The 22413-nt window shown below is 39.6% G+C and carries 18 protein-coding genes; 13 read left to right on the forward strand and 5 right to left on the reverse strand.

The window, feature by feature from the left end:
- Window positions 1-364: hypothetical protein (locus ABMA79_RS01970; RefSeq protein ID WP_393089803.1), on the forward strand; the 364-nt coding region annotated here is incomplete at its 5' end.
- Window positions 365-428: 64 nt separating this feature from the next.
- The gene (gshA, locus tag ABMA79_RS01975) at window positions 429-2018 is read left to right on the forward strand and encodes a glutamate--cysteine ligase (protein WP_393089806.1); all 1590 of its coding nucleotides are present in this window, start codon (window positions 429-431) and stop codon (window positions 2016-2018) included.
- Here gshA and ABMA79_RS01980 read toward each other — a convergent pair.
- The gene (locus ABMA79_RS01980; protein WP_393089809.1) at window positions 2010-2927 is read right to left on the reverse strand and encodes an aspartyl/asparaginyl beta-hydroxylase domain-containing protein; all 918 of its coding nucleotides are present in this window, start codon (window positions 2925-2927) and stop codon (window positions 2010-2012) included. The two genes, gshA and ABMA79_RS01980, sit on opposite strands and share 9 nt — an antisense overlap.
- 175 nt (window positions 2928-3102) lie before the next feature.
- On the reverse strand, window positions 3103-4209 hold the full coding sequence (locus tag ABMA79_RS01985; RefSeq protein ID WP_393089812.1) for a hypothetical protein: 1107 nt from the start codon (window positions 4207-4209) through the stop codon (window positions 3103-3105).
- Between the two features lie 139 nt (window positions 4210-4348).
- Here ABMA79_RS01985 and ABMA79_RS01990 point away from each other — a divergent pair, with 139 nt between their 5' ends.
- From ABMA79_RS01990 to ABMA79_RS02015, 6 genes are all read left to right on the forward strand, one after another.
- Window positions 4349-4987 (forward strand): GNAT family N-acetyltransferase, encoded by a 639-nt coding sequence (locus ABMA79_RS01990; RefSeq protein ID WP_393089815.1) that lies wholly within the window; start codon window positions 4349-4351, stop codon window positions 4985-4987.
- 1 nt (window position 4988) lies between these two features.
- Window positions 4989-6236 (forward strand): diaminopimelate decarboxylase, encoded by a 1248-nt coding sequence (lysA, locus tag ABMA79_RS01995; RefSeq protein WP_393089818.1) that lies wholly within the window; start codon window positions 4989-4991, stop codon window positions 6234-6236.
- A 9-nt stretch (window positions 6237-6245) separates the two neighbouring features.
- Window positions 6246-6809, forward strand: coding sequence for a hypothetical protein (locus tag ABMA79_RS02000; RefSeq protein WP_393089821.1), 564 nt, complete (start codon window positions 6246-6248; stop codon window positions 6807-6809).
- A complete protein-coding gene (gene dmeF, locus ABMA79_RS02005; protein WP_393089824.1) occupies window positions 6799-7740 on the forward strand; it encodes a CDF family Co(II)/Ni(II) efflux transporter DmeF in 942 nt (313 codons plus the stop codon). Before ABMA79_RS02000 ends, dmeF begins: the two co-directional genes overlap by 11 nt.
- Before the next feature lie 152 nt (window positions 7741-7892).
- The gene (locus tag ABMA79_RS02010) at window positions 7893-11963 is read left to right on the forward strand and encodes a tail fiber domain-containing protein (RefSeq protein ID WP_393089827.1); all 4071 of its coding nucleotides are present in this window, start codon (window positions 7893-7895) and stop codon (window positions 11961-11963) included.
- A 111-nt stretch (window positions 11964-12074) separates the two neighbouring features.
- Window positions 12075-12854 (forward strand): hypothetical protein, encoded by a 780-nt coding sequence (locus ABMA79_RS02015; RefSeq protein ID WP_393089830.1) that lies wholly within the window; start codon window positions 12075-12077, stop codon window positions 12852-12854.
- Between the two features lie 147 nt (window positions 12855-13001).
- On the opposite strand, the gene acnB is transcribed toward ABMA79_RS02015, so the two are convergent.
- A complete protein-coding gene (acnB, locus tag ABMA79_RS02020; protein ID WP_393089833.1) occupies window positions 13002-15566 on the reverse strand; it encodes a bifunctional aconitate hydratase 2/2-methylisocitrate dehydratase in 2565 nt (854 codons plus the stop codon).
- Window positions 15567-15732: 166 nt separating this feature from the next.
- On the opposite strand from acnB, the gene ABMA79_RS02025 reads away from it, so the two are divergent.
- The 4 genes from ABMA79_RS02025 (at window position 15733) to ABMA79_RS02040 (ending at window position 20660) form a co-directional block, all read left to right on the forward strand.
- Window positions 15733-16626, forward strand: coding sequence for a hypothetical protein (locus ABMA79_RS02025; RefSeq protein ID WP_392856835.1), 894 nt, complete (start codon window positions 15733-15735; stop codon window positions 16624-16626).
- A gap of 67 nt (window positions 16627-16693) precedes the next feature.
- Window positions 16694-18124: a beta-Ala-His dipeptidase gene (pepD, locus tag ABMA79_RS02030; protein ID WP_393089836.1), complete on the forward strand. Its 1431-nt coding sequence runs from the start codon at window positions 16694-16696 to the stop codon at window positions 18122-18124.
- The gene (locus ABMA79_RS02035; RefSeq protein WP_392856831.1) at window positions 18124-18477 is read left to right on the forward strand and encodes a hypothetical protein; all 354 of its coding nucleotides are present in this window, start codon (window positions 18124-18126) and stop codon (window positions 18475-18477) included. Before pepD ends, ABMA79_RS02035 begins: the two co-directional genes overlap by 1 nt.
- 35 nt (window positions 18478-18512) lie before the next feature.
- Window positions 18513-20660 carry a hypothetical protein gene (locus ABMA79_RS02040; protein ID WP_392856829.1) on the forward strand — a complete coding sequence of 716 codons (2148 nt, stop codon included), beginning with the start codon at window positions 18513-18515 and terminating at the stop codon, window positions 20658-20660.
- 36 nt (window positions 20661-20696) lie between these two features.
- Here the strand turns inward: ABMA79_RS02040 and ABMA79_RS02045 are convergent, their stop codons facing one another.
- Window positions 20697-21590 (reverse strand): 1,4-dihydroxy-2-naphthoyl-CoA synthase, encoded by an 894-nt coding sequence (locus ABMA79_RS02045; RefSeq protein WP_021266380.1) that lies wholly within the window; start codon window positions 21588-21590, stop codon window positions 20697-20699.
- 110 nt (window positions 21591-21700) lie between these two features.
- On the opposite strand from ABMA79_RS02045, the gene ABMA79_RS02050 reads away from it, so the two are divergent.
- Complete coding sequence (locus ABMA79_RS02050; protein ID WP_392856826.1) at window positions 21701-21997, forward strand: hypothetical protein; 297 nt, start codon at window positions 21701-21703, stop codon at window positions 21995-21997.
- A gap of 7 nt (window positions 21998-22004) precedes the next feature.
- On the opposite strand, the gene ABMA79_RS02055 is transcribed toward ABMA79_RS02050, so the two are convergent.
- Window positions 22005-22355, reverse strand: coding sequence for a NirD/YgiW/YdeI family stress tolerance protein (locus ABMA79_RS02055; RefSeq protein ID WP_392856824.1), 351 nt, complete (start codon window positions 22353-22355; stop codon window positions 22005-22007).
- Window positions 22356-22413 lie beyond the last annotated feature (58 nt).

A 22413-nucleotide genomic window follows, 5' to 3' on the forward strand; every position in this document is an offset into this window, starting at 1 on the left:
TCTTCACTTTGATAAGTTTAGGCCCCTTCTTTATATGGGGATGATGAATATGGTGGGACTAACTTATGATAATGGTGACCTCTCTCATTCAATTACGGCCGGAATGGCATTTACAAACCCTCTCGAGCAGAAGGGCCGCTTTGTTTATGGCTACTTTCTAGAAACCATGGGCAGACAGGCTGCGTCACTACTCATGAACAGTTCAGAGGACTTTAGAGTCCGTCTCAACCTTTATCCTGCACTATTTCACTTCTATGCTGATAGCGCTTCTAATTTTGCGCTTATGCTTGGCCAAACGAAGAATGAAGACTTTGCCTTTGGGATAAATTATGAGCTTCCTATAAGTATTGGGAATCTTAACTAGGTTAAGATTAGCTTGCTTGCATATTACTGAAAGCGTACTATAGATGCGAAATATAGGACGATTTATGATTAAGATTAATAAGCAAGCAATTGAAAATTATCAAACAAAATACGGAAGTGATTCAATTCTAAATGTTAATAAGGGAATTGAAAAAGAAGGGCTTCGTGTACAAGTTGATAGTGGCAAACTTGCAAGCTCAGATCATGATCCAAAATTTGGTTCAAAGCTTCTTCATAAGTGGATTACAACTGACTTTGCTGAGAGCCTTCTTGAGTTTATCACTCCTGTTTCAAAGTCTAACCGTGAAACATTAAACACACTTGGTAATCTTCAGCACTATGTATTAGAGCAAGATTCAAATGAAGTCATTTGGCCATCATCAATGCCTTGTATCTTACCTGAAGATAAAGATATCAAACTTGCATATTACGGTGAAAGTAACTCTGGCCGACTTAAGACTCTTTATCGCTCAGGGCTTGGGCTTCGCTATGGTCGATCGATGCAGGCCATTGCAGGCCTTCACTATAACTTTTCCATGACTGATGAGTTTTGGAAGAATTGGCATGAATTAAGTGGTAGCGATCTTTCGTTGCAACTATTTATCAATGAAGAATATCTTAACCTTTGTCGTAACTTTAGAAGTTACTCAAATGTTCTGCTTTATTTATTTGGAAATTCTGTTTCTGTTCATGAGTCTTTTCTTAATGGTAAGAAGCATAACCTCGAAGTTCTTCATGAGAATGATGTTCATGGCAAGACTTATGGTTCAAAAGAGGGAACTTGCTTAAGAATGGGAGGACTAGGTTATACAGGTGCTTCTCAAAGTGGAATTCGCATTTGTTATAATAGTCTTGATAGCTATTGTGATAGTTTAGAAGAAGCGCTGCAGATGAACTTTGCAGACTTTGATAAGATTGGTTTAAGAAATGAGAAAGGTGAGCTTCAGCAAATCAGCACTCATATTCTTCAAATCGAAAATGAGTTCTACTCAATTATTAGGCCAAAAAGAATTGCCCCTCCTGGGAAAAGTGCTCTTGCTAGCTTAAGAAGCAAGGGGATTGAGTATATTGAAGTAAGGCTTCTCGATTTAAATCCGTTTGCAAAAAATGGAATTACTAAAACTCAGGCAGACTTTCTAGATGCGTTTCTTTTGACATGTCTATTCATGCAGGCCGATAAGTGCAATCGAGAAATCTATAATGAGATTGAAGATAATAATCAGCTTATTGTTAAACAGGGAAGAAGTGCTGGATTAGAAATTGGCCTTAACGGTTCAAAAATTAATTATCAAGAATATCTAACAAAATTCTTTAAACAAATGACTGAAGTCATTCATGCTATTTCAGATGGTGAGCGTAAGGAAGAATTACTCTCTGCTATTGAAGAGCAACGTAAGTTAATTGATCCTGCAAATACTTTATCTCAGAAGGTATTTGATCTTGTCTCACAAAAGGGACATATTCAAGCAATGAAAGAGCTTGCTCTTGAGCATCGTAAAGAGTTAGCTTCTAAAGATGTAAATCATATTTTTCAAGAAGAGTTGGCACTAGAGAAGAATGCATCAATGCAGCGCCAGGTGGACTTTGAGAAATTCGACGACGTAGACTTTGAAGAGTACGTCGCCGCATATGTTGCTTCTAGTTTTTCAAAATAGAGATTGAATAAAAGTAAGTACTAAGTAAATTAAACCAAATGCGAGAGCAAGTAGTGTTAAGTTTACAGTGTGCTTAATGATCTTATAAAGAACAATATTCGTTTGCTTAAGCGTTCTTACCTTAAGAAGAGTTGGAGTAACAGCACCAAAGATTGCATTTACTAGTCCTCTTTGATCACCTGGAACGTTAGGAACCAGAGTGATTCTCATAATTTGCTTAAAGATGAAATTGATAATTTTTCCTACGATATTTGTTGGGCGATCAACTTCTAGCATAAGAATAATTCTTTCATTTTCAGAATTATTAAATGCAAAGTGAAGGTATGTTTCATCAAAAAGTAGGGCCTCTCCATCACGCCAAGAATAATCTGTACCATCAATATTGATATAACAACGATCATCGTTAGGCGTTTTAAGACCTAGGTGGTAACGAAGTGAAGTGGCAACAGGATCTAAGTGCTTCGTAAGTTTTGATCCCACTGGCAGAATTGAGTACATGGCACCATTAACCCCAGGAACCTTTGAAACAAGTTCAACTGTTTTCGGGCATAACTCTTTCGCTGACTTAAGAGTTGTTCCATACCAAGTTAGGTAGAATTTTGACCAACCATACTTATAGAAAGTTCTAAAACCAATATCGTAGTATGCGCTTGAAGTTGGGTCCTTTACCTTATCAAAGTAGCCGTTCTCTCTAAGGCTTACGGCCTCATCGCGGATTGTTTCCCAGTTCTCTTGAACAAGTTTTAATTCTGGAAAGTCCGCTAGATTCATAATTGGCTTTGCCGCTCTCTTCTTTGTGAACATATAGAGTAGACAATTTAAAGGTGCAAAAATTGGCCAACCTTTACGTAGATAGAAGTTTAAGCTCTCATATCTTTCAGTTCCACGGTAAGCGTAGACATAGCTCATTGAGGCAATACCAAAAAGAAAGAGAAAAATGAGTACAGATATAACGCTAATAGTCTTATCCTCGTTTAAGTTTTAACAATTAGGATCAAATATACATCAAGCGTTTGCTTTCCTCCATGATTTTTCTCATTATGTGTAATGTGTCATTTTGAAAGTGGGCGCTTTCTGAAATGGTTCAGTCAAGCTCTGGATGCTTGACCACACCTTTGTAGATTGGTTTACATTTCTCCACGCCAACAAATTGAAAAGTTGAACTCTTCACACTTGAGACAGGCGCGGTAGCGGTATCAAGGAAGGCCTTGGTTTTTGAAATCTCTGGTTTCGTAAATGTTCCCTTAATCACTTGCTGCAATTCAGGACAATACTTTTCATCAACAACAGAAACAATAAAGCTTTTAAAGGTTTGCTTTTCAATATTGGCCCCACCTTGGGCAATTATTAAATGCTCTTTTGTTGCAACAGCAACATCATCAAAGACAATCAGGTCTCCAGCTAGTGTTACTGCTGCATTAATCTGTTTCAGGTTTGTGTCCCCACCGCGAAAGCCACCAACTGTTTGCCCTAAGCTTGCAGCACTCGTATAGAGAAGTCCAATAGGGCCAAGCGCCACAACGGCCGCTGCATCGATAAGGCCAATACTTCGAGTATCGAGAAAGTTCGTAATAACATCATCGACCCTAAAGCCTGTTAGAACTAAGTTCTTGCCTGATACTTTTGCTGTAATATCACCATTCACTTTTGCTTCAAGATCAATAAGGCCCGATAATCCTAGGCCAGCATCAAAGTATTTAATGATGTGGTTAATATCAAGGTTGTTATAATTTAAGTGGATATCTTTAAGTGTGGCGAGATTTAGTGTTAGGACACCACGATTCTTGCTACCAAAGTCTGGAATATGTATCTGACTTATCTCTACCGTTGTTCCTTCTTTCTTATGAACAAAACAACTCATACTCTTAAGTTTGAATTTCTGAAGTTCAATACCAACTGCTTTTACTTTTATTTTAGAATTAAGGGCCTGGATGTAGCGATCAAGTTTTTTAGCATTAACATCAATTTCTAAGAAGCTTATATTAACGGAGTTAACTTTCAGTTCATTTTTCTCATCCAATTGATACTTTAGATTATGGAGAGTCCATTGGCCGATACTGATTTTTTCAACACGTTCAATTCTCACTCCGGCCATGGCCAGAGACTTCTTAATGACCCACTTATAATTCAAGATAAGAACGATTAGGGTAGTAATGAATATGAGCACTATGCCTAGAAATATTTTTTTCATGAGTAAAACGATCGGTCATTGGTCAATATTATGTATTTGTCACAATTAAAGCACATAAGCAGAGTATCTAAAATAAAAACTTTATTAATTGAATTAATTTATTCACCGCTTTTATGAATGCGCTATAATAGATTAAATTATGTTTAAAAAGCTAATTCCTCAAACATTGCAGACTCTGTCTAAGACCAGTAAAGAGTATAATTCCTACTGTCCTTTTGTTACAGATCACAAGTCAAGGCCTGTACCTGAGGGGATAAAGACACGCTATGCTAGGTATGACGATGCCCAGGCAATCGCTCGTATTATTAGTGAAAATAATATTGATCCAAACCTCGACTATTCTTTCTTTCTTGAAAGAACAAAGAAGGAGTTGGCCCGCGGTGGAAATTTAAAAGGCTTTCACTTAATCGTTGCCATTGTTGATGAAGAAATCGTTGGCTATGGTAGGTCAATCTTATACACGCAGGAAATGGTGAATCGCTACAAGTACAAAGCACCCATTGGGTGGTATCTCATGGGGCTTACTGTCCTGCCTGAATATCGGGGCTCTGGAATTGGTGATCTTTTAACTCGAGAGCGACTAAGACATATTGGCCAGATCTCAACGAAGGCCTACTACGTTGTTAATGCAAATAATAAGACTTCGATTAAAATGCATGAAAAATATGGTTTTAAGTTAAAAGAAGAAGGGCCGGGCTTTTTAAAAATAAAATTCAATGGCGGGCTAGGTATGCTATATGAATGCAGCTTAATCAATAGGGAAGTTAATAAGGATTAAAATGGACTTTTTCAACTATAGAGACAATGAGTTATTTGCAGAAGAAAATAAAGTTTCTGATCTCGTTAAAAAGTATGGAACACCACTTTATATTTATTCTTTAAAAACATTTAAAAGACACTTTCTCGCCTTTCAAGAACCATTAAAAGAGCATCGTCATTTAATTTGTTATGCAGTTAAAGCAAATTCCAATATTAATATTTTAAAAGAACTCGCGGCCATGGGAAGTGGCTTTGATATCGTTTCTCGGGGAGAGCTTGAAAGAGTTTTGGCCGCTGGAGGACTTGCATCAAAGACCGTGTTTTCAGGGGTTGGAAAATCTCATGATGAAATAGAGTTTGCACTTGAAAAGGGTATTAAGTGCTTAAATGTTGAATCAGTAGCAGAACTTAGAAGAATTAATGAAGTCGCACAGAAGTTAAATAAGAAGGCTCCTGTTTCCATTAGAGTTAACCCTGATGTGGATGCCAAGACACATCCTTATATTGCAACTGGCCTAAAAGAAAATAAATTTGGAATCTCATTTCAAAAGGCACAAGAGGTTTATGAGATCGCTCACTCGTTGGAGCATATCAATGTTGAAGGAATTGATTGTCATATCGGTTCGCAGCTTACAAATGTCGGCCCTTTCTTAGAAGCACTAGAAAGGCTAAAACAATTAGTTGATACCTTAAGAAAGAATGGTACACCCCTTAAGCATATTGATTTAGGTGGAGGACTTGGAGTTAAGTATCGAGATGAAGCTCCACCACACCCAAGTGAATATCTGGCCCAAGTGATTAAGAGTCTTGAAAACTATCCTGAGTTAGAACTTATTTTTGAACCAGGTAGGGCCATTGCGGCGAATGCAGGTATTCTTGTAACAAAGCTTGAGTATATCAAAGAGAATGAAGGCAAGTACTTTGCCATTGTTGATGCGGCCATGAATGACTTAATGAGGCCTGCACTTTATCAGGCTTGGCAAGAAGTCATTAAGGTGGATCAGTCGATTAAAGGAACAAAAGAAAATTTTGATATTGTTGGTCCCGTATGTGAAACAGGGGATTACCTTGCAAAGGAAAGGGAACTTGAGCTTTGTGAAGGGGAGCTTCTCGCAATCCGCTCTTGTGGGGCGTACGGCTTTACCATGTCGAGTAATTATAATTCAAGGCCTAGAGCATGTGAGTTGCTTGTTGATGGCACTAACGCTCGTTTAATAAGAAAGCGAGAAACTTACCAAGATCTTTACTACTTGGAACAATGTGATTAGGATCCAAATATGAATTCAAAAACTGTAACGCTAACACCACTTTTTCCAACAACTGAATGGGCCTGGGATATCTCAAAAGACCATGGCAATACTGTTCGTATTCTACACCCATCAGGGAATGTCTTTATTTCGCAAGTTGTATTAAATCGTCAGTCTCGTTTAGAAGGTAATGAACAAAAGATTTATGATCTTAATTTAAAAGATGTTGATCTCATTGCTTATATTATGGATTACTTCATTAACAAGGCCACAACAAAACTAAATCGTGGCAATGCCATGATTGTTGCAGGAAACCTCGTTAGTAGTTACCGCTTTCGTCTACCTCTTGGGCCAGAAACACTTCCCTTAGAAGATCAAAAAACTTCTTTTGGGGAGTATCGAAAATTTGGTGAACATAAGCTCTTCATGGATGGCCAAGAAATCAATGTCTTCGTTATTGGAAAAGAAGGTAAGAATGAGTTCTATGCCGTAACCCTTAATGATACGAAAATCGGGGATTTTAATATCCCAAAGCTTGAGCTTCTAAAATTCCCTCGCTCATATTTTAGACAGAGTTTTGATCATGAAGCATAAAGAACATATCGAACCACATAATTATGTCCTAGAAGATGATCGACTAGGATCAAATGAGAAGAAGACGATGCTCGTCATTCTTCTTACTTTTGTAACCATGGTTGTCGAAATTGGTTATGGATACTTTACCGGATCAATGGCCTTACTCGCTGATGGTTGGCATATGGGCTCTCACGTAGGAGCTCTTGGAATTACTGTTATCGTTTATCGTCTGGCACGATCTGAAAAAATAAATGAAAAGCTAAGCTTTGGTGCCGGAAAGATGATTCCTTTAGGAGGCTACACTAGTGCTCTTATGTTGGGAATTGTTGCCATTGTGATGGGTGTTGAGTCGATTGGACGATTTCTAAACCCAATGGCGATTAAATTTGAAACGGCCATCCTTGTGGCCATTATTGGTCTTATCGTAAACGTCCTTAGTGCGGTTCTCTTATGGGACTCTCACGATCATCATCATGGGCATGATCACGGTCACGGTCACAGTCATGGCCATAACCATGTTCATGACCACAACCACCGCTCGGCACTTTTACACGTCATCGCAGATGCTCTAACTTCAGTGATGGCCATTGCTGCTCTCTTTGCTGGAAAGTACTTTGGTTGGAATTGGGCCGATCCAATTATTGGTATTCTCGGTGCCATCGTCATTTTAAAGTGGGCATGGGGGCTTGCTAAGGATACAGTTTGGGAACTTCTTGATGGAAATTCAAAATTATTTGATGAAGAAGAAATCAGAAAACTCTTTTCACATGATGAAGATATTGAGATCGCAGATCTTCACTTATGGAGAATTGCTCCCAATGCTCATGCATGTGAAGTGATGATTTATAATTGCAAACTAAAGGGGAGTGAGTACTACCGTGAAAAGATACTAGCGAAGTACGATATTTCTCACCTTATCGTTGAAGAACGACTTTGTACTAAATCATAAAATTATAAGTTATTAGAATGCCGTCTTTTTGGGGCAGCAATGCCCCATCTTTTTACTCCACTTCTTATCATTTCAGTACGTTATTTGCCGATTTTTAAATTGTATTAAAATTCTCATACGAATTTAATTGAGATCGTCGATAAAGAAGCGAAATGATGAAGATATTTAAAAAGTCTTATATTCATATTTTATGCCTACAGCTACTAATTTCTAGTTGTGTGCCTGAAATTCAACGTCGCGATAATAGCCGCGGTGAAGTTCAGGTTGAGAATATTAGTGTGCAAGGTGATAAGCTTAGAATCGTAGGTTCGAGTCTTCATAAGGTTGAAAATATTCGCATCACAGATAAGAGTGGAGCGACTTCTAACTTTTCAATTGGTTCACAGAATGAAGGGGAGATCATTGCAGATGCTCTTTCCAACACACTTCTACCTCTTAATCAAATTCTTACCATGACTTTAGAGAGCGCAAGTGGTGCAAGTACATTTTCAATTAATGTTGATCTTCCTGATCTTGGAGCATCTCACGGACAGATTCTTCAATACAATGCCATCACAAGAAAGTGGGCCCCGGCCAATCAACCAACTTCAAGTGTAACTTCTGTAAATGGGAAGTTGGGTGCGGTTAACCTTACGGTTGAAGATCTATACGATACAGACACAAGTGGTGCCATCTCAGGTTCAATCTTAAAATTCAATGGAACAAATTGGGTTATTGGAACAGATGAAGGTGGTTCATCAACAAATGCAACTTCTATTCACAACCGCTTAGTTTCAAATATTTCACCAACAGATGGGCAGGCCCTTGTTTGGAGCAGTAGTAACTCTTCTTGGGTTCCTTCTACTATCGCAAGCGGCGGTGGAGGCGGCTCTGGTGAAGCGAATACAGTTTACTCAACAGGTGGAACGTCTATTTTCAAACAAAAGGTTGGTAGCCAACTTCAGTTTAAAGGCCTTTCTCCATCTTCTGATATTAATATTACTGAAGGTTCAAATTCACTTGGACTTCAAATAAATACAGGTAATGGTGCAAACCAACTTCTAAGACTTGATTCTCTTGGAAGACTTCCTGCTATCGATGGTTCACAACTAACAGGCATCTCTGGCGGAGGTGGTGGAAGTGGTGAGACCAACACAATGTCAACGGCCGCTGGTGCTTCGATTTTTAAACAGAAGTCTGGTGTGGACTTTGTGATGCGAGGTATTTTAGGTTCATCGGACTTCGTTGTTAATGAAAGTACGAATACAGTTGATCTACAAATCAATACGGCCAATGGTGCAAATCAACTTTTAAGACTAGATGCAAGTGGGCGCCTGCCTGCTATTGATGGTTCTCTGCTTACTGGAATTGCGGCCGGTGGGGGAGACTCAACTTTACAATCACGTGACGTATCGGCCGCTGCACCAACTAATGGTCAGGCCCTTCTTTGGAATGATGTTAGTCAACAGTGGGAACCAGCGACAATCACTGCTGGTGGAGCCGGTGGAGAAATCAACACGGCCTCAAGCGCTGGTGGCGAAGCAATTTATCAAAATAAAGTTGGATCAAATTTAGTCTTTAAGGGACTAACAAATACATCAGATATTTCCTTAACTGGAAATGCTAATGATATTCAAATTGGAATTAACACTTCAAATGGAGCAGGACAAATTCTACGTCTTGATTCTTTTGGAAGACTTCCGGCATTGGATGGATCTCTCTTAACAGGGATTGCGGCCTCTGCTTCAGGAGATGCTGTAAGCTTACAAACGAGAGATATCTCATCAACAGCGCCAACAGATGGACAGGTCTTAACTTGGAATAACTCTGTGTCAGAGTGGGAGCCGCAAACTCTTGCAGCTGCAAGTTCTGATGCAACAACTCTTCAAACGAGAACTATTTCAACGACTGCTCCAGCAGATGGACAGGCCCTTGTTTGGAATAATGCAACTACACAATGGGAGCCTCAAACAATCGTTTCAGGTGGTGGCTCAGGTGAAAATAATACCATTTCAAGTGCTGGTGGAGTTTCTCTTTTTAAACAGAAGTCAGGCGTTGATTTAATCTTAAAGGGCCTTCAAGGCTCAACTGATTTTGCGATCTCAGGTAGTACTAATACTGTTGATCTACAAATTAATACGTCAAATGGTGCAAACCAACTACTAAGACTTGATGCCTCTGGACGTCTTCCTGCTATCGATGGTTCTCTTCTAACAGGAATTGCTGGTGGAAGCTCTGATGCAACGGCCATTCAATCACGTACAGTATCTGCAGTTGCTCCTGCAAATGGACAAGCTCTTTTATGGAATAGTACAAGCTCTCAATGGGAGCCGACAACAATTGTGACAGGTGGAGCAGGTGGAGAGGCCAATACAGCTTCTAGTGCTGGTGGTGAAGGTTTATTTCAAGCAAAGGTTGGAACTAACCTTGTTTTTAAAGGCCTAACAGGTGGCGCGGATATCACACTGACAGGTAATACTAATGATGTTCAAATTGATGTAGCAACGACTAATACAGCTAATCAACTTCTAAGACTTGATGCTTTTGGGCGTCTTCCTGCAGTTGATGGATCTCAGCTAACTGGAATTATTACTTCTGATAACACAATTCAATCACGAGCAGTTGCTTCGACTGCACCAACTGATGGCCAGGCCCTTGTGTGGAATAACACTGCTTCACAGTGGGAGCCACAAACAATTAGTGCTGGTGGTAGTGGAGAAGTTAACACAATTTCAAGCGCTGGTGGCGCAACTTTATTCAAACAAAAAACAGGAAGCGACCTTGAGTTAAAAGGTCTAACTGTGACAAGTGACCTTGCGATAACTGAAAATGTAAATGATGTACAAGTTGGAGTGAATACTTCTAATGGTGCTAATGAACTTCTTCGCCTTGATGGCACTGGCCGTCTACCGGCCATTGATGGTTCTCAGCTTACTGGGATCTCTGCAGGTGGTGAATCTAATACAGCAAGCAATGCTGGTGGAAACTTTGGCCTATACTCTCAAAAGGTTGGAGACGATCTTCAATTTAAGGGGCTAACTTTTAGTTCTGACTTTTCGGTGATGGATGTTGGGACATACTTAGATATTTCTCTTGCAAATACAAATGTTGCTGATGGACTTCTTCGTCTTGAGTCTGATGGAAGCTTACCATCTCTGGATGCGACAAATCTTTATAACCTACCAGCAAGTGATACAACACTACAGTCTCGTGCTGTTTCGACACTTGCTCCTACAAACGGCCAGGTCTTAACTTGGAATAGCTCTTATTCAGAGTGGGAGCCAGGAGACTTAGTTGCTCCAGGTGATGATCTTGGAAACCATACTGCTACTCAAAACTTTCAAATTGGTGCCAACTATATTTCATACTCCGGACTTGATGAAGGTCTCTATGTTAACCTTGGCGGTAATGTCGGTATTGGAACTAATTTACCTGCGGCCGATCTTCATATTGTCGACTCTCATGCAGAGGCCAAAATTCAAGATAGCAATACAGGTATTTCATCAGAGGTAAACTTCACTTTCCTTGCAGATGGTTCTGAAGCTGGCTTTGCTCTTTTAAATTCAAATTATGACTGGGCCGCAGACTTTCCAGATGCTTCTTGGTCAGATGTGATGTTATTTCACTCTGCACCTGAGACTGCTAATGGAATGCGTATGCATGCCTTTGCTGGTGATATTAATTTCTCTGTTGGAGATGCTTCACTTACTGATGTTCTTAATGTTAACGGAACTGAAGGAAATGTAGGGATTCTCACAACAACTCCAGATGGAGCTTTTGCACTAGATGTAAATGGTTCTGTTCGTGGTACTGCTGCATTTGATTCAACATCAGATGAGCGCTTAAAAAAGAAGGTCGTGACAATCTCAAGTGAGATGTCAATCCTCGATAAAATCTCTCTTCTTGATGGTGTTTATTTTGAGTGGAGAAAAGATGAGTTTCCACAAAAGAATTTTAAAGAGGGTAGAGATATTGGTGTCATTGCTCAAAATGTCGAAAAGGTTTTCCCTGAGGCCATCTCAAAAGACGAAAGCGGCTATCTAAGTGTTGCTTATGCCAAATTAGTAGCGCCACTTATTGAAGCAGTTAAGGGCCTATTTACAATTTCAAAGGATCAAGGAAGAAGTATTGCTTCCCTTGAGGCCCGCACAAAACAACTTGAAGAAGAGAATCAGATGCTTAAGGAAGCTCTTTGCGAAATGAATCCGAAAGCGAAGATTTGTCAGATTAATCAATCTAAGTAATTGTAATTACGAAAGACTCCCATGGTTTTACAGAAGATTTTATAGGCTCCCTTGAGCTTGCTGGCAATGCGTTATACAAGTTCATCTAGAACAAAAACACGGGACGATTCTATGAGATCTATTTATCTATCACTTTTGATAGCGTTAACAGCATTTAGCGCACATTCTGCCATGGCCCAAACGACTAAGCAGAAATTTTGTAAAGAAAGAGAGAATAAGCACTTTGTTAGAAATCAGATGATGACAAAGATAAGTGCTCACATGGGCTTTAGAAATTACGGAGGCCTCCTTAATGGTGGTGTTTGTTGGTGGCACTCGCGCTTTCACCGCAACGCACTTTATCTTGGAGTCTTTAGGCCAGAGTATTCGAAACCATCAGAAGATGAAGCGAAGAATATCATTAAAGCAATTCGTCGAGGCCGCAGTGTCGTTGAGATTCCTGGTTATCGAAATTTAAGAGAATTCTCAATTGATAATGATCACTTAATTCAAAATGAGCTTGAGGCCTGGCAAAAAACTGATGGGTTTATTAATCAGCAGTGGGTGATTGGTTTACTTGGAACACCAAAGCGAAGCGCAAATGGTATGAGAAAGATGATGGATGGGCTTTATGATCGCGTTGTTAATCAAGGTGATGTGACTTATCAAAAACTTCAGATTAAGGGAATCGATGCTCACGCTTGGCTTGTTGTCGATATGAAGAAGACAAGAACAGGTTATACTCTTTATGCAGTCGATAGTAATTTCCCTGGAGAACTGCAAAAGGTTCGCTACAATTATGGAGATAAGTTCTTTCACTATAATCGTTGGTATGGAGAGTTTGCTCCGTATACGGGAAGGAAAGTTGAGATCAAGAGAGTTAAGAAAGTAATTAAAGAATTTTGCGAATAAAAAAAGGGAGCTATTAAGCTCCCTTTGATTTTTGTAGTTTTAGCACAGTATTTTGTTTTACCTGTACTTATCGGAAATCCGCGCTTCGCTTGATTGCCTTTTATCACATACAACTACGCGCCAAAATAGTCCACTGGACTATTTTGATCACGCGTTGTCATCAATACTGAAATTTTCCATCTGATCGAAGTTTAAGTAACGATAGATTGAATCATCTTTACCTTCTAGTGGCTTCATCATTGATAGGTACTCATCAACTTTTGGAATGTATCCAAGTTTCGCACAGATTGCAGCAAGTTCTGCTGAACCTAGATAAACCTGAGCACCTTTACCAAGTCTATTATTGAAGTTACGAGTCGAAGTTGAGAATACTGTTACACCGTCTTTAACACGTGCTTGGTTACCCATACATAATGAACAACCTGGCATTTCAAGTCTTGCACCAGCAGCAGCAAATTTCGAGTAGTAACCTTCTTTTGTTAGTTGGTCTTTATCCATCTTTGTTGGAGGACATACCCATAGTCTTGCATCAGCTTGACCTTGACCATCTAGAACTGTTGCAGCAGCTCTGAAGTGACCAATATTTGTCATACATGAACCGATGAATACTTCATCAATCTTATCACCTTGAACGTCACTCATTTTCTTAACGTCATCTGGATCGTTTGGACAAGCAACGATTGGCTCTTTCATTTCATCTAGATCGATTTCGATAACAGCAGCGTACTCAGCGTTTGTATCCGCTTCCATTAGCTCACCATTTTCAATCCAGTCTTGAACTTCAGCAATACGTCTTTCAAGTGTTCCAACGTGACCAAAACCGTTTGCGATCATTGACTTCATAAGAGCAACGTTTGAGCTTAAATACTCAACAACTGTTTCGCGGCTTAGTTTAATTGTTGAACCAGCAGCACTTCTTTCAGCCGTAGCATCTGTAAGTTCGAATGCTTGCTCAAGCTTAAGGTCTGGTAAACCTTCCATTTCAAGGATACGACCTGCGAAGATATTCTTCTTATTTTTCTTTTCTACAGTTAGTAGACCATCTTGAATTGCTTGGTAAGGGATCATGTTAACAACGTCACGTAGAGTGATTCCTGGTTGTAACTTTCCTTTAAACTTAACAAGAACAGACTCAGGCATATCAAGTGGCATAACACCAAGAGCAGCAGCAAATGCAACAAGCCCTGAACCAGCTGGGAATGAGATTCCAAGTGGGAAACGAGTGTGAGAGTCACCACCAGTACCAACAGTATCTGGAACTAGAAGACGGTTTAGCCAAGAGTGGATAATACCATCACCTGGTCTAAGAGCAACACCTTCTCTGTTTCTGATATAGTCTGGAAGAGTCGCGTGAGTGATAACATCACTTGGCTTTGGATAAGCAGCTGTGTGACAGAATGATTGCATAACAAGATCAGCGTTGAACTTAAGACATGCAAGTTCAGTCATCTCATCTCTTGTCATTGGCCCTGTAGTATCTTGAGAACCAACAGTCGTCATTTTTGGAAGACATGAAGTTCCTGGAAGAATACCAGTTACGCCACAAGCTTTCCCAACCATTTTTTGTGCAAGAGTGTAACCTTGACCTTCGTGTGCAAGAGTTGTGTGAGGCTTAGCAAAGATTCCTGAGTCATTTGCAGTTCCTTGTCCAAGTTCAGCTCTTGCTTTATCTGTAAGCATTTTTCCGATGATTAGAGGAACACGACCACCAGCTCTAAACTCATCTAGGATCGTTTCTGGAGCGATGTCGTATTTTGCAAGCTCGCTACCTTTTTCATCAAGGATTCTTCCTTCAAGTGGACGAACTTCAATTACAGTTCCTGTTGTCAGTGCTGTTACATCAATTCCTTGAATTGGTAGAGCACCTGAATCCTCTGCAGTGTTAAAGAAGATCGGAGCGATTGTTGAACCGATGATAACACCACCACGTCTCTTGTTAGGTACGAATGGAATATCTTCACCAATGTGCCATAGAAGAGAGTTACAAGCTGACTTTCTTGAAGAACCAGTTCCTACAACGTCACCTACGAAAGTAACAGGAAGGCTGAACTTTTCTTTAAGGTCTGAAATTTGTTTTGGACCTTCTGGGAAAAGTGCTCCACCCATAACATTTGCGTGAAGAGGGATATCCGCTCTTGTGAATGCAAATGGAGCAGGTGAGAAGTCGTCTGTATTGATTTCACCGTCTACTTTGTAAACGACAGTTTTGATTGATTCATCAATTTGTGGCTTATTTGTAAACCACTCAGCATTTGCCCAAGACTCGATAATTTCTTTTGCAATTGCGTTTCCACCATCTGCAAGTTTCTTAACGTCGTCGAAAACGTTAACTGCAAGAGGAAGATTCTTAAGTTCTTTAGCAGCTAGTTTTGCAAGAGCTTCATCATTTCCTGCAACAATATCAACTAGACCTTGAAGGTTGAAACCACCAACCATTGTTCCTAGTAATTCAACTGCATATTCTTTTGAAATAAGTGAACAAGTTTGTGCACCTTTCGTGATCCCAACTAGGAAGCTTGCTTTTACTTGAGCAGCTGGATCAACACCTGGGTTGATACGATCTTTTAGTAGATCAAGTAGCTCTTGAGTTGGCGCAGCTTCAAGAAGTTTAACAACTTCAGTAGCTTGTTCTTTTGTTAGTGCTAATGGAGGAATACCTTCTTTGGCCCTTTCCTCAACATGTGCGTGATAATCTTCTAGAAAATTAGACATAGATCCTCGACTTTTTGAGTTAAATTCAGTTTTTTGTATTTGATTTATACATGCATTTTTACCACCTTTTCGGCCGTTTTACTAGTCGTTATGAGCTTTTAGAAGGCCTGACTAAATTAACTTTTTTTAACTCACTGCATATCGTTCGACAGTCGATAGGCTGACTATGAAAAAGCAAGAATTCGAATTGGAATTAGAAAAGTTGTGTGAACAAATCTTCTTTAAAGAAGAACTCTTGAAGTATATCAATGTCCATAAATCTTATGTTCAGCACTTTTCAAAAAGCCTCATGAAGGAATTAGGTTGTAACGTCCTAATGGGAGGGCCTGATTCTGGCATTTTTGGTGATATCCCGCTGCAAACGAGAAAGCAGGTTAATTGGATTGAGGTCTATGCTGGCACAAAGGCCATTGTTGAGCTTAAGAATATCTACGGCCAAAAGCGTTACTTGTCTGTGAGTACTTCTAAGCTCTCACATATGGTGGCCATGTCAGATGAAAGCGATTTTACACTATTGTTAAATGACGTCCTTCGCCCTGGCTTTGTGGCCGGGATTGATTTTGACTTTTTGCGATATAAAGGGGCCGCTTCCATTACGATTTCTAAGTCACGAGCTCGTGCCGCTCAAAAGCATGGAGGGGCGATCTTTGAGAATGTTCTGCTCATTCATAATTTAGGAACAAGTGATTGTAAGAGATATGATTATAAACCAGATCTAAAGTGTAACTCGATTAACCTTGCCGTTGATTACCGCCACTATAATATCATTTTAAATATTGAATCCTCTGCAGAAGAGTCAACAGTTCGAAAGCTCTATCTTTCTCGCGGTGCAAATCTTAGAAATTACTTTGAGAAAGAGGGCAGCATCGATATCTATCATATGGATATTAAGCGCAGCCCCCATTATGACGAAAACCTTACCCTCGATAAATTTGATGGCGTTTACCTAAGTTGGCGGCCTCATATTGTCGATAAGTATCTAATTGAAGAAGCGCAGAATCATCCTAAGTTTCCTCATTTCCCTGATTCTGAGGACGATGGTGGTGAAGAAGCCGCATAGCATTTGGGCTTTTCTAAAATTGATCTTCATAGTAGATTGTTTAAAAACATAACAAGTAGGTTATTTTATGAATCAATCACGTGTCGAACAATTAAGTCCAAAATATGTTTGGTCTAACTTTCAAAAACTACTAGATACTCCAAGGCCTAGTTATCACGAAGAAGCTGTACAAACTCTACTTCTCTTATTTGGAAAGAGCTTAGGCTTAGAAACTTATCGTGATGAAGTAAATAATGTCATTATAAAGAAGCCAGGGCAACTAGGTGGTGAAAATTCAGCGCCAGTTATCCTTCAGGGTCACCTTGATATGGTTGCACAAAAGAACGAAGGCAACCCTCATGACTTTAAAAAAGATCCTATCACAACATTTATCGATGGAGATTGGGTCCGTGCTAATGGAACAACTCTTGGTGCCGACAACGGTATCGGTTGTGCGTTTGCAATGGGGCTTCTCGAAAGCAAGGATATACCGCACCCTCCATTAGAATGTGTTTTTACGGCCTGTGAAGAAGCTGGAATGCACGGAGCAATTGGTCTTAAGGGTGACCACTTTGATGGAAAGATTATGCTAAACCTCGACACTGAAGAGGAAGATGAACTGATCATTGGTTGTGCCGGTGGAGTTGATCTGATCTTTGAAAAAGAATTCAGTGAAGGGCAAGCAAATGGTGTCCATCAAAGAGTTGCCATTAAAGGTTTAAAGGGTGGACACTCGGGAATTGATATTCACCGTGGACGCTTAAATGCAAATAAACTGATTCCAGAAGTCTTTGCTGGAGTTGATAATATTCAACTTGTTTCGATTAAAGGTGGATCTCTAAGAAATGCAATTGCTCGTGAAGCCTTTGTTGATTTTTATACAAGTGAAGAAAGTCTTCTTAAGATTCGTGGAAACTTTGAATCTCTATGGGAAAAGAACCAAGAAGCCGAAGCAGGGCTAAAGTTTGAGTTATCATCAATTAGTGAAGAGGCAAGGGCCCTTTCGCTGGAAGACTCAAAACTTGTGCTGTCGGCAATTATTAATTGTCACCACGGCGTAAAAGCATGGGATGAGCACTTTGAAGGTGTTGTTGAAACATCGACTAACTTAGGTGTGATCACTCTTGAAGCTGGTAAGTTTAGCATGGCAAATCTTATTCGTAGTGCTAGTGAAGATGCGAGAGATAGCTTTGCTCAAGAAATGATCTCTGCTCAAAATGCACTTAACTCTAATGCCATTCTTGAAGGTGCGTATCCTGGTTGGAAGCCAAATCCAGAATCTAAAATTCTTTCAGTTACTGGTGAAGCTTTTAAAGACTTAAGAGGTCAGGCCCCAAAAATTTCTTCAATTCACGCTGGTCTTGAATGTGGAATTCTTTCAAAGGCCATGCCTGATGTTGATATCATAAGCTTTGGACCGACGATTACAGGAGCACACTCCCCAGATGAACAAGTTTCAATTTCATCAGTTGAAAAGACGTGGCTTCTATTCTTAGAAGTTATTAAGAGGCTTATGTAATGCTAGCGATTGGTTTACAAAATAATATTTCAACTCTCTTTGTCTATTTAGTTGTTGTTCAAATTCCAATGATCATCACATATCTCTTTGCTAAGGATTTAGGGATTTCAAATCTTTGGCTATACTTTGTTTGTCTTATTATTGGGCTAAGGGTTGCATTCTTTAAAGACGACTATTTTAAAAGAAAGGTGGAGTCAAAACTCTTTAAGCAACTTCAAATGAGGAGTGGCAAGTCTCCTTCAAAGAGTGAGATTGTAAAAGCGTTAAATCTATCTGTTGGACTTAGAGATATTATCTTTTTTGCTAACTTAATTATCGTTTTAGTTTTAACAGCAATTTTTAATCAATTTTAACTGCGAAAAAATATCTTAATCTCGATAAGAATGGTGTGGAATATAAATATATTTACACCATTCTTATCTTCATCTTTGTCCTCGAAGGTTGTCAAAAGCACAGTCGTACTATCAGCTCTGTAGGAACAAATCTTCAAGTTGCCAAAGGGGACTTAACAGCACACCTTGTCTCAAGAAGACTAAATGGACAAAGGGTTGTGATTGAAGGGGAGTGTACAGACGATATTCCCGTTAGCTTCTTTTCAAATCATCTTATTAACGACCAACATTTATCCACACAATGTCAAAATGAGAAGTATCGAAAAGTTTTATTCTTTCAAGCCGATGTTGTGGGCCATCAGGATATCTTCGTCACTCAAGATGGATACTCTGCTGTCGTGACAATTCCAAGTGTCGTCACCCGCCGCCCTGGCAAAGTTATTGTTGATACACCAATGGAAGGCTACTTCTATGGTCGCACCATTTATGTTTCTGGCCGTTGTCAGCTTAAGGGAACAGTTTTTATACGAGGAAGTTATATTGAAGACTTTGTCAAAACCGCGGCATGCTCAAATGGACTATTTCTTACTCCTATCTACTTTTCAAAAATTAACGCTGAAGCAATGGAGACCCATCTATTTATCAATCAGGTGGATGCGTATGGAAATAGCTCTGAAATGACTATTAAGAAGATCAAATTTAGAAATGACGATCATTCGATCTTCTTAACTGAGTCAATTGTTGGAGCCTCTGGTGATTCCCTTGAGGTAACAGGAAGTTGTAAAGGCTTTGAACGAGTTAGTATCGATGGAAATATTGTTAATTGTCGTAGTGGTAACTTTAGTTACAAACTTGATTTATTACCTCGAAAAAAAACGGGACGTCTCCTCTATCAAGTTCCTGTCGAGGGCCTGAATGGGAATTTTCGTTCAAATCTTCGAATGCTCTTTTATTATTATAAGTCGGTTGAGACCTCTCCGCACTTCTTCTCTCCTCGGGGCAAGTATGATGAAAGTGCTAGAGGAAGACATGTTATTAGTGGAACTTGTGGAAGAACTTATACCAATGGCAATGTGAGACTCTATACAAAAAAGTCAGAAAATATACTTCGTGATGCTCACAATATTCCACTAAGACAAGATGATGGTGTCTTTATTATTTTCCCTGATGAGTATGATCTCGGGGGAGAGACGACAATCTTTGCAGAATGTAATGATTTTTATATCGACTATAAAACGAATAATTTCTCAACCTCTTTCGACTATATACCTTCTAATGAAATACGACTAGCACCAAAGGGTGTTGATGTGCATAGTATGAATCATATAATTGAAGGAGGATGCTCTCAAGGAAACTCTGTGCGTTTACTTGATCTTAGTAATGAAAATATTGAACAGGCCAAGTGTATAAATGGGAAGTACTCAATCGAGATAACATCTTCACAGATGGCGGGAAAAAATCAATATGAAATCTTTGAAGTTAATTTATTTGAAAGTTATCAAGGGGCCAAGCAGTTAATTGATGTTAACTATAGTTATGCCGTTGCCTTTCCTTATCACTTTCTACAAGAGTCACCTGTTCCAGGATGGGGCTCTAAAGTATCTCCACTTCGTTTCTATTGGAAGTATCCTTATAAGTCTGAAGTTAATGATATTTATTATGGCTACTACTCAAAGAATAGCTATATTCAGGTGGAGTGGAAGAAGCTGCCACAAAATACCAACCAATTACTTCTTGATGGCCATGAGTTGCTTAGGTTGGGTTATAAGGAATGTGAAGAAGTACAGGTCTATTTTCAGTCTGTTGATAAGAAAAATAGGAAATCAATTATTATCGAAACAAGTCCCATTCGATTTGACTTCACCCCTCCTGATGAAGTCGAGGTCGAGCAGATCGACTATTCACCATTATTTAGAAAACAATTACCCAAATTCAAGTTTAAAGATGCCGATGATAATTGTGTAAGTGATGATAAGTTATTTTATAAATACACTCTCTATCAGGTTGTCTTTTCCAAAGAAAATGAAGAAGAAATCATTGACCGAGTAACCATTGATGAGTTCACTATTTCTAATGTTCTTAAAGAGAGCTTGTTTAATAGAAAGTACGACCTTGAAGGAAATTTTCAAGTAGGGGTGACAGTTTTTGATCGCGGACAAAATGCAACGAAAGAATATTTCTCAATTATTTTCTCATGGAAGTAGAGAGAACGAGGGGGCATGGAGGCCCCCGTTATATCTTTAGTAATGCCAAGGAAATTGAGAGAAGTCTTTTTCACGCTTTTCAACAAAAGCATCACGGCCTTCTTGTGCTTCAGGAGTTCCATAAGCAAGTCTCGTTGCTTCACCTGCAAAAAGTTGCTGACCAACTAGGCCATCATCAAGAAGGTTGAATCCAAACTTAAGCATACGCATTGCAGTTGGAGATTTAGAGTTCATCTCTTTTGCCCACTCAAGTGCCACCTTTTCAAGGTCTGCATGAGGAACAACTTTATTTACCATGCCCATTTGGAAAGCTTCTTCGGCACTGTAGTTGAAACCACAGAAGAAAATTTCACGAGCACGTTTTTGGCCACATTGGCGTGCAAGATATGCTGAACCGTAACCTGAGTCAAAAGAAGCAACATCTGGGTCTGTCTGTTTAAAGATAGCATGCTCTTTTGAAGCAATTGTCATATCACAAACAACGTGAAGAGAGTGTCCTCCACCAACTGCCCAACCAGGAACGACAGCAACAACAACTTTAGGCATAAAGCGAATTAAGCGTTGCACTTCAAGGATGTGTAGTCTTCCAAGCTTTGCTGGATCAGGAGTTCCATCACCATCAACATACTTATATCCATCTTTTCCACGAATTCTTTGGTCTCCACCTGAACAGAATGCCCATCCACCATCTTTTGGTGATGGCCCGTTACCTGTGATAAGAACAACACCAACATCACTCCACATTCTTGCGTGGTCTAGGGCGCGGTAAAGCTCATCAACAGTTTGAGGTCTAAATGCGTTGCGACATTCAGGGCGGTTAAATGCAATTCTAACTGTCCCTTGGTCTACGGCGCGGTGGTATGTAATGTCCTTGAAATCGAAGCCTTCGACTTCTTTCCAAGCACTTGGGTCAAAAATATCTGAAACCATGTGATCTCCTTTTGTTTCGCTCAATATAAAATGCCTGAGCTAAAGTGTCATTCATAACTTTGTGTGCGGCCAGTCTAAACAAAATGAAGATGGTGTGAGTTAATAGTGATATGAAAAATCTCATTCTTTTTACATTTCTATTCTTTCTAGGACTCAGTGTTAATGCAGAGGTAACAGTTGTCATCGATGGGACTCGTTATTTCTGTAGTGAAGATGGCAGACCTCCGCAAGATCGCCAGTGGCAATGTGTTGCTCATTGTGACTCAAGGTCATCGGATGGTGAGTGTCGTAGGTATAGGGAGGACTTCTGCGGTATCAACGCCGTCTGCATTCCTTATTGCGAAACTCGTTCTTCTAGTGGAGTGTGTCGTCGCTACGGAGACGATATTTGTCGCTCAGAGGACTAAATGTCGACTAAGGCCTAAAGACCTCAAGCTCTTCTATCTCAACATAGAAGTGCTTTGACTCATTATCAGTTTCACCCTTCATAAGAAAAAGGGTTTGATAGTTATAGTCAGTATCAAGTCCAAGTAGGCTTGAGCGAATCTTTACGAGAATGAGTCCGTGCTCATCCTTAACAAGGTAGAAATTATTTTTTAGCTTCTTATGAATTCGGGCCTTAAGGGTAACTTCTTTGCCATCACTTGGATTTCTCTTTAAGTTCTCTGAAGTATAGAGGCTTCCTTGTTCCTGCCCTAAAAATTTCTTTGGGCCCCCACAAGAACTTAATAATATAGCAAAAGAAGCAATGAGAAGTTTATTCATAGAAACCATTATATTTAACTTGTTGGTTTTTGACTATAGGGCAAGCGCCAGAGATAAT

It is taken from the genome of Halobacteriovorax sp. HFRX-2_2, assembly GCF_043196705.1.
GTDB lineage: Bacteria > Bdellovibrionota > Bacteriovoracia > Bacteriovoracales > Bacteriovoracaceae > Halobacteriovorax_A.